Annotated in this window: 16 protein-coding genes; 5 read left to right on the top strand and 11 right to left on the bottom strand. The window is 42.8% G+C overall.

From position 1 onward, the window contains the following. Positions 1–29: 29 nt before the first annotated feature. Positions 30–209: a hypothetical protein gene (locus tag AC1DV1_RS20870; RefSeq protein WP_477362844.1), complete on the bottom strand. Its 180-nt coding sequence runs from the start codon at positions 207–209 to the stop codon at positions 30–32. Positions 210–212: 3 nt separating this feature from the next. Between AC1DV1_RS20870 and AC1DV1_RS20865 the strand changes: the two genes are divergently transcribed. Continuing rightward, a complete protein-coding gene (locus AC1DV1_RS20865) occupies positions 213–575 on the top strand; it encodes a hypothetical protein (protein WP_477362841.1) in 363 nt (120 codons plus the stop codon). Between the two features lie 109 nt (positions 576–684). Here AC1DV1_RS20865 and AC1DV1_RS20860 read toward each other — a convergent pair whose 3' ends face one another. From AC1DV1_RS20860 to AC1DV1_RS20850, 3 genes are all read right to left on the bottom strand, one after another. Further along, positions 685–2,919 (bottom strand): tetratricopeptide repeat protein, encoded by a 2,235-nt coding sequence (locus AC1DV1_RS20860; protein WP_477362838.1) that lies wholly within the window; start codon positions 2,917–2,919, stop codon positions 685–687. Positions 2,920–3,149: 230 nt separating this feature from the next. After that, positions 3,150–3,356: a hypothetical protein gene (locus AC1DV1_RS20855; protein WP_477362835.1), complete on the bottom strand. Its 207-nt coding sequence runs from the start codon at positions 3,354–3,356 to the stop codon at positions 3,150–3,152. Positions 3,357–3,572: 216 nt separating this feature from the next. Then, entirely contained in the window at positions 3,573–3,905 is a 333-nt protein-coding gene (locus AC1DV1_RS20850) for a YnfA family protein (protein ID WP_477362832.1), read from the bottom strand. A gap of 322 nt (positions 3,906–4,227) precedes the next feature. Between AC1DV1_RS20850 and AC1DV1_RS20845 the strand changes: the two genes are divergently transcribed. From AC1DV1_RS20845 to AC1DV1_RS20835, 3 genes are all read left to right on the top strand, one after another. Continuing rightward, positions 4,228–4,446: a hypothetical protein gene (locus AC1DV1_RS20845; protein WP_477362829.1), complete on the top strand. Its 219-nt coding sequence runs from the start codon at positions 4,228–4,230 to the stop codon at positions 4,444–4,446. 514 nt (positions 4,447–4,960) lie between these two features. Continuing rightward, positions 4,961–5,800 (top strand): ThuA domain-containing protein, encoded by an 840-nt coding sequence (locus AC1DV1_RS20840; RefSeq protein WP_477362826.1) that lies wholly within the window; start codon positions 4,961–4,963, stop codon positions 5,798–5,800. Positions 5,801–5,891: 91 nt separating this feature from the next. After that, positions 5,892–6,746 (top strand): alpha/beta hydrolase, encoded by an 855-nt coding sequence (locus AC1DV1_RS20835; protein WP_477362822.1) that lies wholly within the window; start codon positions 5,892–5,894, stop codon positions 6,744–6,746. A gap of 238 nt (positions 6,747–6,984) precedes the next feature. Here AC1DV1_RS20835 and AC1DV1_RS20830 read toward each other — a convergent pair whose 3' ends face one another. From AC1DV1_RS20830 to AC1DV1_RS20800, 7 genes are all read right to left on the bottom strand, one after another. Next, positions 6,985–8,373 carry an FGGY-family carbohydrate kinase gene (locus AC1DV1_RS20830; protein ID WP_477362818.1) on the bottom strand — a complete coding sequence of 463 codons (1,389 nt, stop codon included), beginning with the start codon at positions 8,371–8,373 and terminating at the stop codon, positions 6,985–6,987. Between the two features lies 1 nt (position 8,374). Beyond that, positions 8,375–9,649 (bottom strand): sugar isomerase, encoded by a 1,275-nt coding sequence (locus AC1DV1_RS20825; RefSeq protein ID WP_477362815.1) that lies wholly within the window; start codon positions 9,647–9,649, stop codon positions 8,375–8,377. Between the two features lie 135 nt (positions 9,650–9,784). Further along, positions 9,785–11,905 (bottom strand): bifunctional aldolase/short-chain dehydrogenase, encoded by a 2,121-nt coding sequence (locus tag AC1DV1_RS20820; protein ID WP_477362812.1) that lies wholly within the window; start codon positions 11,903–11,905, stop codon positions 9,785–9,787. 134 nt (positions 11,906–12,039) lie between these two features. After that, positions 12,040–13,119, bottom strand: coding sequence for an L-rhamnose/proton symporter RhaT (rhaT, locus tag AC1DV1_RS20815; protein WP_477362809.1), 1,080 nt, complete (start codon positions 13,117–13,119; stop codon positions 12,040–12,042). Positions 13,120–13,241: 122 nt separating this feature from the next. After that, positions 13,242–13,838 carry a mobile mystery protein B gene (locus tag AC1DV1_RS20810; protein WP_477362806.1) on the bottom strand — a complete coding sequence of 199 codons (597 nt, stop codon included), beginning with the start codon at positions 13,836–13,838 and terminating at the stop codon, positions 13,242–13,244. Further along, positions 13,829–14,293 carry a mobile mystery protein A gene (locus tag AC1DV1_RS20805; RefSeq protein WP_477362803.1) on the bottom strand — a complete coding sequence of 155 codons (465 nt, stop codon included), beginning with the start codon at positions 14,291–14,293 and terminating at the stop codon, positions 13,829–13,831. The genes AC1DV1_RS20810 and AC1DV1_RS20805 overlap by 10 nt, the downstream gene beginning before the upstream one ends. 125 nt (positions 14,294–14,418) lie before the next feature. Beyond that, positions 14,419–15,246: an alpha/beta fold hydrolase gene (locus tag AC1DV1_RS20800; RefSeq protein ID WP_477362800.1), complete on the bottom strand. Its 828-nt coding sequence runs from the start codon at positions 15,244–15,246 to the stop codon at positions 14,419–14,421. Between the two features lie 236 nt (positions 15,247–15,482). Between AC1DV1_RS20800 and AC1DV1_RS20795 the strand changes: the two genes are divergently transcribed. Next, on the top strand, positions 15,483–16,310 hold the full coding sequence (locus AC1DV1_RS20795; RefSeq protein WP_477362797.1) for an N-acetylmuramoyl-L-alanine amidase family protein: 828 nt from the start codon (positions 15,483–15,485) through the stop codon (positions 16,308–16,310). Positions 16,311–16,437 lie beyond the last annotated feature (127 nt).

Below are 16,437 nucleotides of genomic sequence, written 5' to 3'. Positions count from 1 at the left end.
TGGTCTTGTCTGATGGCGTGCAGGTGATTTCAGGAAGCCAGGCTTAAAACGTTCTGCCCGCTATGCCCGCGTTCCAATGAACCAATGAACCAATGAACCAATGAACCAATGAACCAATGAACCAATGAACCAATGAACCAATGAACCAATGAACCAATGAACCAATGAACCAATGAACCAATGAATAAATTGCTTATTATTGCAGGCATAATATGTCTGACGAAGCAATCATAAAACGACTAAAAGTAATTGTACAGGAGCACGGCGGCCAAATGGGCTTGGCCACGGCTATCGGTGTCGACCAGGGTTTTATCAGTAAGGTGGTTAACAAAAAACAGGATATTAGCTACTATCTTATCCGTAAACTCTGTTTTCAACTTAAATACTCACCCGAATGGCTTATTTTGGGTACAGGTGAAAAAAAAATTAACAAACCCGAATCGGCCAAATTGATTACCGAAATACAAATGATGCGTACCGAAGTTGATATTTTGCAGGCCCGAATGCGTGCCTATGAAATGGAGCTGAAGGAGTTACGTGATCATTTACAAGACGAGGGCAGAAAAGCGGTTTAGTAATTCAAAATTAAAAAGTCAAAATTCAAAGGATAAATGACCAGGTTTCGTAATGATGCCTGGTTTTTTTATCGCCCCGGAGTTAGCCCGCGCTTTGGGCGGGTGGTCGTTATTTGCAGTATTTTGCAATAATTGCGGCGGCATCTTTCGATCCAAATTCGGCGGCTTTATTCATATCGGCGCATGCCCCAACCTTATCATTAAGGGCTATTTTGGCAAGGCCGCGTTGCAAATAGGCGCGGGAGTACTTCAAATTAAGTTTTATAGCCTGGTTACAATCGGCAACTGCGCCTGCGGCATCCTTCAGGTTTACCTTGGCAGCGGCGCGGTCGGTATAGGTATCCGCGCTGTTTGGATCGGCTTTTAAGGCAGCTGCAAAATCGTCATTTACACCTTGTGTATCGCCGAGGTAACTTTTGGCTATACCGCTATGGGATAGCGCCCTGGCGTAGGTAGGGTTAAGATAGATACCGTTATGATAATCGTCGGCCGCGCCGGCATAATCTTTTAAAATAAGCCTCAGATCGCCCCTGAATAAGAAAGTCTCTTCGTTTGAAAATATAGAAACTGCCTTGTCAAGGTCTTTCATGGCCGCTTTATAGTTGCCTTGTTTGGTTTCTATATAGCCTCTGTTTTGATAGGGCAAAGCCGCCGCATCAGATATAGAATCTATTTTTAACGAGGTGTTGAAATCGGCCATTGCACCTACGTAATCTTCTTTAGTGGCCTTAACCAAACCGCGTTTAAGTAGTATGGCGGTGTTTTTAGGGTTTTTGGCCAGGCCCGCGTCAAAATCGGCCATGGCGCCGGCCAGATCGCCGCTTGCAGCTTTAGCTTCGCCGCGGTGCAGGTAAAAATTTGAATTGGCCGGGTTTAGGGCGATAGCCGTAGTAAATAATTGCACGCCATTGGCGGTGTATTTATAAAAATTGCTCACATTTCCCAGCCGGGTGTACGCTTCTTCTTTTTTTGGTGCTATAGCTATCAGCTTTTCAAAATCCCTCACAGCGCCAATCCTATCATTCATCTTATCTTTTTCAATTGCCCTGTTTAAATAAGCATACGTATAGTTTGGATTTACCTGGATAGCTTTTGTGTAATCATTTATGGCGGCCACCATATCACCAAGATCGCGATGGGTATCGCCACGTACCAGGTAGGCTTCGTCGCTTTTGCCATCAATGGCTATGGCCAGGGCAAGGTCGGCCATTACACCGGTAGTGTCCTTCATTGCCAATTTTGCTTTACTGCGACTTATATAGCCATTTATGTTTTTAGGATCAATGGCTATCGCAGTATCAGCATCCAGTTTAGCTCCTGAAGGGTTGTTTGCAGATAGTTTTGCATATGACCGGCTTTGATAGGCTTCGGCACTCCTGTTACCTAATGCAATTGATTTGTTAAAGTCATTCATAGCTGCCTCATAATTATTCATATTGCTCTCAACTACACCGCGGTAGAGATATAGTAGGGCAAGTTGGGGATGCTGCGTAATTGATTTGTTAAAATAGTCTAGCGCACCTTTACTGTCGCCCATTTTGCCCTGGGTATTGGCCAGGTAAAGAAAAACATTTTTGAGTTCCGGATTTATCGAGGCTGCCTTTTTATAGTCCTCAATAGCGCCTTTAAAATCCTGGAGTTCGGCTTTGGCATTTGCACGGTATAAAAAAGCTTCAGCGTTTTGAGGATTAATGGTCACTGCGGTTGTATAGTCGGCAACTGCTCCGTTCTGATCGCCGATGCTGGCTTTTGCACCGGCGCGGTACCCATAAACGGCACCTTTTTGGGGATTTAGTTTGATGGCGATATTGTAATCGTCAATGGCGGCAGCAAAATTCCCTTTGTTGTTTTTAGCCAGGCCTCTATATTCATAAATTTCTGCCTTATCCGGCGATAACTGTAAGGCTATCGTGAAATCGGCAATGGCACCTGCATAGTCTTTAAGGTTTGATTTTGCATTGCCCCGATAAAGGAACATTTCGGCCGTTTTGGGGCCTAATGCAATTGCCCGGTTAAAATCGTCAATAGCAGCCTGGTAGTCCTGCACATTGCTTTCGACATTTGCTTTATAAAAATATGCAGTAGTAAAATCGGGCTTAAGTGCAAGGGTTTTAGCATAATCGGCAATGGCCGACTTAAAATCATGAAGGTTGCCATTTGCATTTGCACGATAGAAATAAGCATCGCTGCTTTTATCATTTAATTCGATAGCTCTTGTGAAATTTTGAACAGCTCCTTTATAGTCTTTTTCATTAGCCCTGGCATTTCCGTTTTGGATATAAATGTTTGCTGTTTGAGCAAATGCAGTAACCGGTAAAAGTAGGAGGAATAGGACTTTTTTCATTTAAGAAATGGCTGTTGATCAAATGTCGATAAAAATACCGATATCGGTAGAGCAAAGGCTATACCGAAAGCCAATGTATTGAAATTTAGGCAAAAAAAACAGAGGAATTATACTGTAGAGGAAATTTGGGGCATAATAGCCCCATTTGTACCTGAGTTATTCACCAGGTGATTATATCAAATTAACTGGTGCAGTAACCATTATTATGCCCACAGCAGCAACTTGTTGTTTTAATCTTCCAGTATCTGGCCGCGTTTTTTACCGTAGCTAATTGCAGCAGTACAAATCAGGATGCAAAAAATGAGCCCTGTTTCAATACCGATGTGGGTTAACGGTATGCTGCCTGGGTTTTTTGAAAGTAAAACGCCTGCGTCTGGTAATAGCAACCCAAACAATGGGAAGCAGAAAAACATTCTTAATATTATTAATTTTTCCATAATTATTAACATTTAGTATGATAATGCTAAGGTAGTGATTATTTTGTTATAATTTAAATAAAAAGCAAAACTTAATTGTATTACAAATTAAGCCATGCTTTGTTTGGTTATTTGTTGCTTTTTATGATATTATTTTTGCGGAGGCAATGGCGGGAGATTATGCCGTTAATTTGGTTAACAAACAGAATAAAAAAATACGGGTGAGATGCGCAGTGTTTATTTTCCGCGTGGTGTAAAAATGATAATGCATGCACCGGCCAAGGCTACCAGGGCGCCAATTACATCGTACCTGTCGGGCTTAAAACCGTCAACACGCCAGGCCCATATCAAAGCCATTATGATAAAAATACCGCCATACGCTGCATATACCCGCCCAAAGCCGGCCGATTGCCAGGTTGCTACCACACCATAAGCGGCCAGTATAATACCGCCCAAAATGCCATACCACAGGGGTTTATCCTGTTTTAGCCATTGCCATATTAAATAGCCGCCGCCAATTTCGCATAAACCGGCAACTATAAAAACTACAAGGGAGCGAAGAATGTTCATACCGCAAAATAATAGTTTCAAGGCGGGATTTTAGCGTTGAAAGGAAAATTGTTGTTAAATAACCGAACGTGTGGTTAAAGCAGCAGATTTTGGAACCGGCCACGCAATTTTGTAATTGTACACGTAGTTTTCGATACGGGAATGGCAAAAAATATTAATAACGACAGGTAATAAAACTGAGGATTTTAAAGACGGCAAGGGCCGTTCCCCTTTTTTAGCGGCATCGTACCCCGTTAAAACACCTACTGTGCTGTAGGTTAAAACACGGGGTGCTTACACTTGCATATGCGCGGCCCGCGTGATAGTTTTGGTAAACTATACAATGGAGTCATTTGAATTACAGGTTGATCAACGAACTTACAAGGTTATACAGTCGGCTATCGGGAAAACTACAGTTTTTAGCGTTTTTAGTCATTCTTCATTTCATACCATAACTAAGGTAAGTGCCGATTGCTGGGAAGTGGTTGAGCATCGCTTTGGCAATCATAAAATCCCTTTACAGGTAATAGGCAAAAGTATCGACGATTATTTTGGTTTATAGTTAATAATTATACCTTAATAGTACTTCGGCGATAATTTGGTGATGTTATTTAACTGTATTGAAAAATGTATTTTCTTTTTAATTATATTAAATTGATTTTATTCCAAAAAGTTGTATCTTGTGGTTAGTATACCGACTTATAAACCTAAATTTAATATCCCTGCCTGGTTGCACTGCAAACCAGGCATTTTTATTTGTTGTATCAGCATTTATACGTAAAATCCCCAATTACAAAACCGTAAAATCCGAATGATAAATCCGTATTACCCGTGGTAATTTTAACAAACGGATAGGATACTTTTGAACAATAAGTTATGTAATCAGGGACAATAGCTTAGGGGCAGCCGCCTGCAGTAATGCAGCGGCTGTTTTTTTTGATTAGATTTCACTGATTGCACGAGATTTCACCGATCTGCAGCTAATCATACAACTACTTTAAATCTTAATAAGCTGGCATTTATCTATTTTAAATAAAATGGCTTAGTTTTATAGGAAATAAACCAAAGCATCAACCATGAGTATCCGTATCTCAAAACTCGCTGCATTGGCGGCTGTACTATGCATCGTTTGCCTGAGTTTTTATACTGCCAGCGCGCAAAAAAATAAGTCTTTTAAAGTAATAGCTTTTTATACAGGCCGTAATGACAAGGCTCACATCAGCTTTATGCACGAAGCCAACAAGCGTTTCCCGGAGATGGGAAAAAAATACAATTTCACCTACGATTCTACCAACAATTGGAGTAATATGAACGCTGCTTTCCTGTCCAAATACCAGGTTGTGCTGTTTTTAGATACCCGGCCGGATGACCCTGCTCAGCGCGCCGCGTTTGAACAATATATGAAAAATGGCGGCGGCTGGATGGGTTTCCATTTTTCGGCTTTTGCGCTCACACCTTCAGATTATCCTCAAAACTGGGATTGGTACCATAACGAGTTCTTGGGATCTGGCCAGTATGTGAGTAATACCTGGCACCCAACCCCGGCCATTTTAAGGGTAGAAGACGCTAAACACCCGGTAACCCGCGGTCTGCCGGCCACATTTAAAACGCAGCCTAATGAATGGTACCGGTGGGAGCACGATTTGCGCAAGAACCCGAATATTGAGATTTTGTTGTCTATCGATTCGACCAGTTTTCCGTTAGGTAATGGCCCTAAACAATATGAAATATGGCACAGCGGCTACTACCCGGTAGTATGGACCAATAAAAAATATCGTATGGTTTACTTTAACATGGGCCATAATGATATGGATTATGACGGAGGCACTAACCGTACTTTATCTTACACTTTTGATAACGATACGCAAAACCAGCTGCTTATCAACAGTTTGTTGTGGCTGGGCAGAGGGAAGTAACCCCGGCCCCCTGAAGGGCGAGTTTTACCTTTTCAGGACACCGGTCGCTCAGCATTTTTTTATATTTGTTTTCTGAACATGCCACTGCCTCATGAAGAAACTAAAACTATTGCACCGCCACATCCTCGCGTTGGAAAATAAAGAAGATGTTGATTTAACGGATATGCTTTGGCAGCTTATCTGCTATTCGCCCAAAATGCAGCCGAGGTTACAGCAGCAACAATTGTTAGATGAAGCCGAAAAGTTTACATTGCCGGTTGATGATCCGCATTTTGCAAAATCGATATTAAACTTTAATGGTTTTATTTGGGGCAACGGCAATAAAAAGGTTTTGATAACCCATGGCTGGGGATCAAAGGCCATTGATTTTGATGAGGTGATAACCGGATTAAAAGCGATTGACGATATCCAGATCATTGCCTTTGATGCGCCGGGCAATGGCAGTTCGGAAGGGGAACTATCCAACCTGATATTATTTGCAAAAGCTGCCGAGGCTATTATTAGCCGATATGGCGCACCGGATGTTATAATAGGGCATTCATTGGGGGCCATGGCCAACGTTATAGCCATAAACGAAACTAATATTAAACCGACCCTGCAAATCAGCATCTCCCCATTAATTAAACTAAAAGAAAACTTTAAAGCCACGATGAATGCTGCCGAAGTACCGGTATCGGTACAGGAAAAATTTTTTGAAAGTTTCAGGGAACTTTTTGAACTGGATGCTTCTTATTTCGATATTAACAACAAACACATAAGCGGGGCGCTAAAGCATTGCCTGGCTTTTGACAAGGAAGATAAGGTATCGCCTTATGACTATTTGCAGGAGTTTCTGGCTTTTAACCTGGATATCGTTACGCATGAATATTTTGAACTCGGGCACGAAAGGATTATTAAAGATGCCGTGGTTTTGGGGGACATTTTGGGGCTGGTGAAGGAGATTTAAAAACAACATTTCCTCCACTTGTCATGCTGAGTTGTAAAATTTCGCGAAATTCTGAAGGGGAAATGGCATACAAAAGTCGTTGTCATGCTGAGCCTGTCAAAGCATCGCGGGCAAAGGCCTGTCCGCGCGACCCTTCGACAGGCTCAGGGTGACAGGCCTACGCACCTCGAAAGCACAACATGACAGGGAGGGGAGTAATAAAAAGTTTGTTTCCTGATTCTAACTTCTTAAGTCTCCTCTAAACGATCTCTTTTACCCCCGAATAATACTTCAGCTCAATTAAATCATGCGGCAGTGTTTTACTGTTCCAGCAGGAATGGATGGCCAATGCCGTGCCAACAGCCGTAGCCTGGGCCATGGAGGCGGCGTAAACCTCCAGTTGAGGGTAGGCCAGGGCCAGCAGGTGCATAAACACGCTGTTTTTACTGAACCCGCCATCTACAAAAATTCTTTGCACCGTACAGCCTTGTAGTACGTAGTTAGTTGATATGGTTTGCTGATTAACAATGTCTATCATCAATTGGTGATAGGCTTCAATATCGTCGGCAAAATCATTTAAATCCCGCTGTTCAAAAACCGACTTTTGCAGCTCTCCATCCTGTTTGCTGCTCGTTAACCCACTGTTACGCAGGTTTAGCTTTGCTGCAATCGCCGCATCATAATTTATGGTCCTGTAAATAATAACATCCCGGTTAAAGTGATCTGCTATTCTTTTTACCTGTTGCTCATATTCGTATCCTGTAAACAGTCGTGAAGCTTTTACCGGGCTACCTTTGTATTGCAGGTAGTTAAGGCAGTCGTTTTTTAATTCATCAGCAGTAAGGGGTGTTTGGTTAAATGGGTTTAAACTGATAGACCATGTGCCTGTTGATATGAGTACAAAGGGCATGTTAAAACTTACCAGGTAGGGGATAAGCGCTGCCGAGCTATCATGCAGGCCAACCCCCACACAAAACGTGCTGCCCGGAAACACAGATGGTAAAACACTATCGGCAGGCTTTAGCGGAGCCATTTTAGGTAGTATAGCCTCATCTTTTACCCATTTGTGGTAGTCATTTGCGGCAAAATCCCAAAGGGCAGTATGGCAGCCTATGCTGGTTAAATCGGTAACCATTTGGCCGCTTAACAGGTAGCTCATGTATTGGGGCAAGTGCAGGGCGTACCTGATTTTTTTAAACACCTCCGGTTGCTGGTATTTAAGCCGGTACAATTGCAAACCCGAGTTTAGGTTGCCCAAAACCGGCGAGGCAGTTTCACGTGCAAACCGGGCTTCATCGCCATAGGTTTGGTAAAACTGCCTGCTCAACTCTGGCGGATATAGTTTAAGGTAATTATACAATGGGGTTAGCGGGGTGCCATCTTCATCTACATAAACAAAGCTTGCGCCGTAGGTAGAGAAATTGACCGCTTTTAAATCAAACTCTTTATGCTTAAAAATCTCGCGCAGCGAATCAAATACCGACAGGCGCAGGCTATCGAGGTTTTCGCATGGGTCGCCATCTTCGTCGTGGGTTTCCGTGAAGCGGGCTGTGCGTTCAAAAACTATCTTGTAGTTTTCATCGAACAGGAACAGCTTCTTGTTGGTTTTTCCCACATCAAAAACAGCTATAACGGGTATTTGCGCCATATTATAATCCGGTTGATACAGCTTTTGCCCCGCGTTCTTTAATCAATTGGTTACGTACGGCCTGTGCCCTGTACAAGGCAAGAGGATCCAATGCTCCGCCGGCGCGTAAACGTGCCTCGGCTAATAGCGGGCGTACATCGGTACGGTAAGCATGCTGTAATATTTCCTGTGCTTTAACTACATCATTATCCTGTTGCGCTTGTTTTAGCGCAGTTACATCAACCAATAAGGCCTGTGCATAGGCAATTTTAATGGCTTCTACCGATTGGATCAGATCCTCGATAGGGTCTTTCACATTATGCGAGGCATCAATCATCCAGCCAATCGCGGTCGCGTGGTTCATGCCGCGGGCATCCATGCCTTCTACCAGTTCATTAAATATCAGGAACAGCTGGTATGGATTGATGCTGCCGACGGTAAGGTCATCATCGCCATATTTAGAGTCGTTAAAATGGAAGCCGGCCAGCTTGCCTTCCATCAGCAATAAAGAAACAATTTGCTCAATATTGGTGCTGCCCAAATGGTGCCCCAAATCCACCAGGGTTTGTGCCTTGATGCCTAATTTGGACGACAGGAGGTAGGATTGGCCCCAATCGCCAATAGTAGTTGAATAAAAATTCGGCTCGTAAGGTTTGTACTCCACCCAAACTTTCCAATCGGCTGGCAGGGCTTCGTAAATTTCCTGTAAACTTTCCAGCGTACGTTCAAAAGCGCCACGCATGTTCAGTTGCCCCGGAAAATTTGATCCGTCGGATAACCAAACCGATAAAGCTTTTGAATCCAACTCGACACCATACTTAATAACTTCGATATTGTGGGCAATGGCCTGTTTGCGCACAGCCTTATCTACGTGGTGCAACGAGCCGTATTTATAGCTCAGCTCCTGTGTTGCCTGGTCCTGAAAGGTGTTGGAGTTTACGGCATCAAAATGCAGTCCAAATTGTGCGGCGTGCGCTTTTATAGCATCAGCATTTTTAGGGATATCCCATGGAATGTGCAGCGAAATGGAATTACTGCTGCGGTTTAATGCATGAATTAAACCCACATCTTCAATTTTTTCTTCCAGGCTGCGTGGTTCGCCACCGCCAGAGAAACGGCCGAAACGTGTGCCGCCGGTACCTAAGGCCCAACTTGGTATGGCGATATTAAAATCACCTAATTTTTTCAGGATGGTGTCCAACCCTTTTATATCCTCCGCAACAAAATTAAACTTACGCTGGTGCGCGGCTTGTTGCTGATGGTTAGTTTCTTCGATTATGCTCTTCTCTAATTGCATTGTTATAATGGTTAAGCCCCACCCAAACCCTCCCCTGAAGGGGAGGGCTTAAAAAGGACAATTTAATTCCCCGGTTTTAGCCAAGGTTTATGTTTTCAAGTCTCCCCCTTCAGGTGGAGATTTAGAGGGGGCTGCCTACCTCACAAACGCCATCGCCACACCACCATCAACATTCAACACATTGCCGGTTGATTTGTTGAGCAGGCCGCCGGTAAAGGCGAAGCAGGCATTGGCAATATCTGCTGGTAAAATCACCTCGTTTAATAAGGTACGTTTAGCATAGTAGGCAGGCAGTTCGGCTACGGTGATGCCGTAAGCTTTTGCACGTCCCTCGGCCCAGCCGCCGGCCCAGATGTTACTATCGCTGATAACGGCATCCGGGTTAACCACATTCACGCGAATGTGATCTGCGCCTAACTCGGCAGCGTTTAAGCGGCTCAGGTGTAGTTGGGCTGCCTTGGCAGAACCGTATCCCGCGTTGTTTGGTCCGCTTACTAACGCGTTCTTACTTACAATGTTAATGATATCGCCACCGATAGCTTGCTTTTTCATGGTGGCGACGGCGGCCTGGGTAATAAAGAATTGGCCCTTTACCAACACATCGTACAATAAGTCCCAATCCTTATCGGTATGATCGGCAATAGATTTTGAAATAGACAGGCCGGCGTTGTTAATCACAATATCCACCCCACCAAAAGCCAGGGCGGCAACCGTTAACGCCGAATCAATTTGTTCGCTATTGGTAACATCAAGCACTGCGGTGGCATATGAGTCTTTGCCGTACAGCTTTTTAAATTCTTCGCCAGCACTTTCCAAACGTTCGGCATTCATATCGTTAAGGATCACAACCGCGCCTTCATCAACAAATTTTTTGGCGATAGCCTTGCCTATACCGCCGGCACTGCCTGTTATTAAGGCAATTTTGYCCGATAACGCTTTTGGCTTTGGCATGCGTTGTAGCTTGGCTTCTTCCAACAACCAATATTCAATGTCAAATGCTTCCTGGCGTGGCAGCGACGTATACTCTGATATAGCCTCGGCACCCTTCATTACATTGATGGCGTTGGTATAAAACTCAGCTGCAACACGGGCGGTTTGTTTATCTTTTGAGAAAGAGAATAGACCAACACCCGGATAAAGGATAATTACCGGGTTGGTATCCCTGATAGCGGGGCTGTTTTCGTGCTTGCAGGTGTTGTAATAATCGGTATACATTTGGCGGTAGGCCTCAAACGCAGGTGTCAGGCGCTCCTGTAAAGCTTTAACGTCGCTCAAATCTTCGCCCGGTGCAAGATTCAATACCAGCGGACTAATCTTTGTCCGCAAAAAGTGGTCTGGGCAGCTGGTGCCTAACGGCGCCAAACGATCAAGATCATTCGAGTTGATAAACTCCAGCACGCGGGCATCATCGGTAAAATGCCCAACCATGTGGCGCTCGCTCGAGCAAAAGCCACGCAGGATAGGGGCAATGGCGGCAGCCTGCTTTTTTCGGCCCGCATCGTCCAGGCTTTCAATTTTTTGACCGCCAAAAACGGGGGCTTTTTTGCCATAGTTTTCTTCCAGGTATTCGGCACAGCGCTCAATTACTTCTAATGTGTTAACGTAGCTTTCATAAGCTGTATCGCCCCAGGTAAATAAGCCGTGCGAACCTAACATGATGCCACGGATGCCGGGATTTTCGTCAAGACATTGTTTCAATTGCAAGCCCAGCTCAAAGCCTGGTTTTTTCCACTCTACCCAGCCAATGGTGCCGCCAAAAAGTTCCTGCGTTATTTTTTTACCATCTTTTGCTGCGGCGATAGCAATAGCTGCATCGGGGTGCAGGTGATCGATATGTTTGAAAGGTAAAAAGCCGTGTAACGGAGTGTCAATAGACGGCGCTTTTGATGCCAGGTCATAAATACAGTGATTAAACAGTTCAACCATTTCGTCCTCATGTTCTACGCCACGGTAAACATTTTTAAGGCTACGCAGCCGGTCGACATATAGAGCTGCCAAACCGCTTTTTTTCAATGTTCCAATGTCGCCGCCCGATCCCTTAATCCACATTACTTCAACATCACTGCCGGTTAAAGGGTCTTTGGAGATTACTTTGCACGAAGTATTGCCTCCGCCATAGTTAGTTAATCGCAAATCGGCACCTAATAAGTTGGATCGGTATATTAATAATGCTACCTCGTCGCCGGCAAGCCCGGCTGCTTTAGCATCATCCCACAGGTAGCTTACATGCTTAAATTGTGTTGTTTTGACAGACATATGTATTTTAATTGTTGAATTATTGAGTTAGTGAATTATTGATTTTATTTTAATTGTTGAGTTAATGTTTGCTGATTATTGATAACACCGCATTGCAGCTCAATCAATAATTCAGTCAATCAATAATTCAATAATTATTTTAACGAATTACCGTAGCCCACCACAAGCACCGATAGTATAATTACGGCTATACCGGCAATTACAGTAGCAAATGCTTTTTTGCTAACGCCTTTCCATTCTTTTAGCACCAGGCCCCAGGTGTTGGCTATCAGGATAATGAAGGCCATGTGCAAAATCCATGAACTGGCCCCGTTGCCCATTTTGCTTTCGCCCATACCGTAAAAAAAGAACTGTAAAAACCAGGTAGTGCCGGCCAGTGCCGCAAACAAGTAGTTTTTTAGCAGCGGCGTTTTTTTATCGGTATAATTACCAAACGTTTTGTTGCGGGCGTTTAGCACCATACACCAGATAAAATTGGTAGTTAAACCACCCCACAGTATGATAATGTAGGTTACATTGTTTTGATACAGAAAGTTACCCTGTCCCGGGTGTGCAGCCTGCCAAAGATTGTTTGCGGTATCTGCCATTGATTTTCCCGCTTCGATGCCAAAGTTAAAACAAGCACTTAACACCCCCGATACTACAGCTACGAAGATGCCCAGCCCAAAACGGTAATCTTTATTTTCGTTGGCGATGGTTTTATCTGATGATAGCTCTTTCTCCTTCATCATACCGGCTTTACCGCATATAACAATACCAGCAACACATACCAACACACCTAATAATACAAACTGCCCCCATTGGTTATGTAGCATCATGCTAAACGTATCTTTACCCTCTTTTGGAACCAGGTCATAATATACCGATGGTATTAATGCCCCGAATACCGAACAAAGGCCCAATATAATAGTACTGCCCAGTGATACCCCAAGGTATCGTACACCTAAGCCATAGGTGAGCCCTCCGATGCCCCATAGTAAGCCCATTAAGTAAGTCCACCCGATTACGGATGTGCTGGTATGGCTAATGATATTGGCAAAGCCAGGTATGGTTAACCATGCGGCCAGCGGCGGAACTATGAGCCAGGAAAAAATGCCACCTACTATCCAGTAGCTCTCCCAGGCCCAGCCCTTAATTTTTTTGTAGGGAATATAAAAACTCCCCGATGCGAACCCGCCGATAAAATGGAAAAAGACTCCAAAAATAACTTGCATACTCTTAACTGGTTTAAATTGGTAAAGCTAATGTAGGCAATAGTAATTCGGGAACTGTCATGGACTGTCATGGATTTGAACAGGTATATGGTTCGTGGAACGAGTGTGACTTGATAAGCAAGCTAAGAACGAGCAAAATTTATAAGCGGTTCAATATCACCTTTATCGGCGACTCTTATGGCAGTCAGGTAAAATTTTCTGCTCTGGTCTGCTTTAATTAGGTTTGAACTTCCCCATGAATACACTGGTAGCTTAAAAAGGTGTTCAATTATAATGTCGCCTAATAATCTGGAATGTCTGCCGTTGCCGTTTGCAAAACAGTGAATGCTAACTATTCGATGTTTAAAGCGGATGGCTATTTCGTTTGGTGGATAAATTGCTTTATCTACCCAGAATCTTGTGTCATCTAATAGATTTCTAAGCTCTACGCTTACTTTAAAGTAATCCACTCCCAGGTTTTTATTTGTGTTTCTGAATTTACCTGCCCAGGCCCAGGTGTCACCAAACATACGGTAATGAAGTTCTTTAATAAACCCCTCTGTTAACACTTTATCCGATTTGAATTTCCGGATTAAGGTCCACTCTATAGCTTTTTGAATGTTCAATTGCTCAAACTCATCCAGTTCTGCGCGTGTAGTGATGGTAGTAATGAGCAAACCCTCTTTTTCCTCTTCGTCCAAAGGGGTTTGCCCATCCTGGTATTCAAAATTTATTCCCATAAATATTTGGGCAACTCTTCTTTGATCTCTTCTGTTTTTTCCTGAATAGCTTTTTCTATTCTTTCTCCCGAATTTTCCTGGTCTTCCAATTTCATTGAATTAGATGTTCGCAACACAATCTTTTGGGCAAGCTCCTTAGCTCGTTTTTCAATCATTAATTCGATAGAACCATCCTTGGGTATTATCCCATATACAAATTTCATGTCTAAAGCATCAGCAGCTTCCCGCAACCGGTTTAAACTTATAGTGCCCAGGGCTTCCCGCATTTCCAGGTCATTTGCGCTTTGTGCCGTAATATTTAAACGACTGCCCAATTGTTGTAAAGTCATTTTAAGGGATACCCGCACAGCATTTAACCAGCCTTTTGACGGTATGATAACATTCTCAACCGATTTAAAAACGGTAAGCTTTTTATCCATCTGCTCAATAATCAACTGTTGTTTTCTGTTTTTCATACCCTATACCGCTTTAGTACAAAACAAAATTAAGGCTATAGTTTGAAATAAGCAAGTTTTTTAAAACTATAGACTTAAAAATAAAATTATTTATCAGTGTATAGACTGATTTTTATATAGAAAAGTTATCGTTGCTTAAAAGGTTTCTCAAAAAAATCATCCACCAGTTTGTTAAACTCGTCTTTATGTTCGACGAGTGTAGGGTGGCCCGAGTTGGGTACGATCCACAAATAGGATTTTGGGATATTTTGAGCAATAATTACAGTATGTTCTACCGGGATAAGGTCGTGGTCGCCGCCTATAATAAGCGATGGGCACTTGATTTTGTGTAGTTCGGTTAATTTGATGTGCGGTTGGTCATAATCCAGCATGAATATTTTCCAGTCGTTTTTTTCTTTAGCGGTTTTCCAGACTTCGTTTTTATGTGCAGCGTAGTTTTTCTGCATATCTTTCCATAAACTGGGTATTAACCCGGTTGAATCGGGCCAGAGGTTTGCACCTGTCGACGCCAGTTTTATAACTTTACCAGGATGGCGCATAGCAAGTTCCAGCGCGTTAATACCACCATCGCTCCAGCCAACAACGTAAGCCGAATCGATATGCATCGCATCCAGCAGGGCGGCAAAATCATCGGCCATTTGTTCAAAACTCAACGAGTCGGCTGCATCGGTTGATTTGCCGTGCGCACGGCTATCCACGGCTATAACCTTATATTTTTTTGCAAAATATGGGATGTTGTTTTTAAAAGCGCTCATTTTATCACCGTTGCCATGTATCATCAGTAAGGGTTTGCCACTGCCATAAGTTTCGGTATATAGCTTAATGCCGCGTATGTTGTAATATTTGCCCACAGATGCGTTGTCGCCGTAGGGGATTTGTTTTTCCTGGCTATAACTGGTTTGTACAAAAAAGTTGAAAACGAACACGGTAAACAGTAGCTTTTTAAATGGCATAAATCAAATGGTAATTAGTAAAATATAAATATAAAAAATTAAACATGATATCCATTGCATCTCTTGTCGCTTTGTTATTTGGGTGTTTTTTTGAACCCAAATAACGTTAAAATGTTAACTAATACTACCTTTGCGGAATTTAATTAAACATACATTTAAACTAAGTACACCAAACAATATCTTAATTATGGCATTTATAGTTAAAATATTTAAAGTACCTATATACAAAATTCTTCATGTTTTCCATCTACCTAAAAAGTACGCGTATACTTGTATTTGTTTGTTTTTTCTTCCGTTTGTTTTCAGTTAACAGTTTATACGGACAAGAAAGTGGTGCAACAAAGCCGGTTACAAATCACTTTAAGTTCAAAACAGTTATCATTGATGCCGGCCATGGGGGTAAAGATCCCGGCGCACACGGCGCCACTTCAAAAGAAAAAGATATAGCGCTTAGTATTGCCAAAAAACTGCGCGATTTGGTAAATAACGAAATGCCCGGTGTTAAAACCATCATGACCCGTAGTACAGATACCTTTATTGAATTGCACCGGCGCACCGAAATAGCCAACAGTAACCACGGCAACCTGTTTATTTCTATCCATTGTAATTCATCACCACAAAAAAGAGCCAAAGAGCACGGCACCCTGGTGTTGGTTTACGGTTTTCACCGCAGCCAGGAACAGCGGGAGGCATTGCGGGAGAACGCTTCTATTTTTATTGAAGATGATTATAAGAATAAATATAACGGTTATGGCGATGATAATGTAGTTAATACCATTGTGTTGAATGCTTTTCAGCAAAAGTACCGCAAACAAAGCATTCATTTTGGTGATATGATTATTCACCAGGTAAAGAAAGCAGATGGGCACCATACCTTTGGGGTAAAGGAGCAAGGCGTGCTGGTACTGGCCCAAAGCGGTATGCCTGCAGTGTTAGTTGAAACTGGATTTATCAATAACCCAACTGATGAAGAATACCTGAACTCAAAAGACGGCCAGTTCACCATCGCTACTTCGATTTTAAAAGCGCTTAAGGAGTACAGGGATAGCCTGGAGGGAAGATAACTTTGATGATAAAATCAAATTAAACGCCGGTTATAACCTTATATTATCGCGAAAAATATTTATTTAATAATAGCTGTATTGGCAAAATATAGGCAAATAAAAGCCGTTTCAAATGCTCAATAAACTA

The organism is Mucilaginibacter sp. P4_D1, assembly GCF_056401935.1.
The sequence above is the reverse complement of the archived record's forward strand: the minus strand, read 5'-3'. Positions and strand labels throughout refer to the sequence as shown.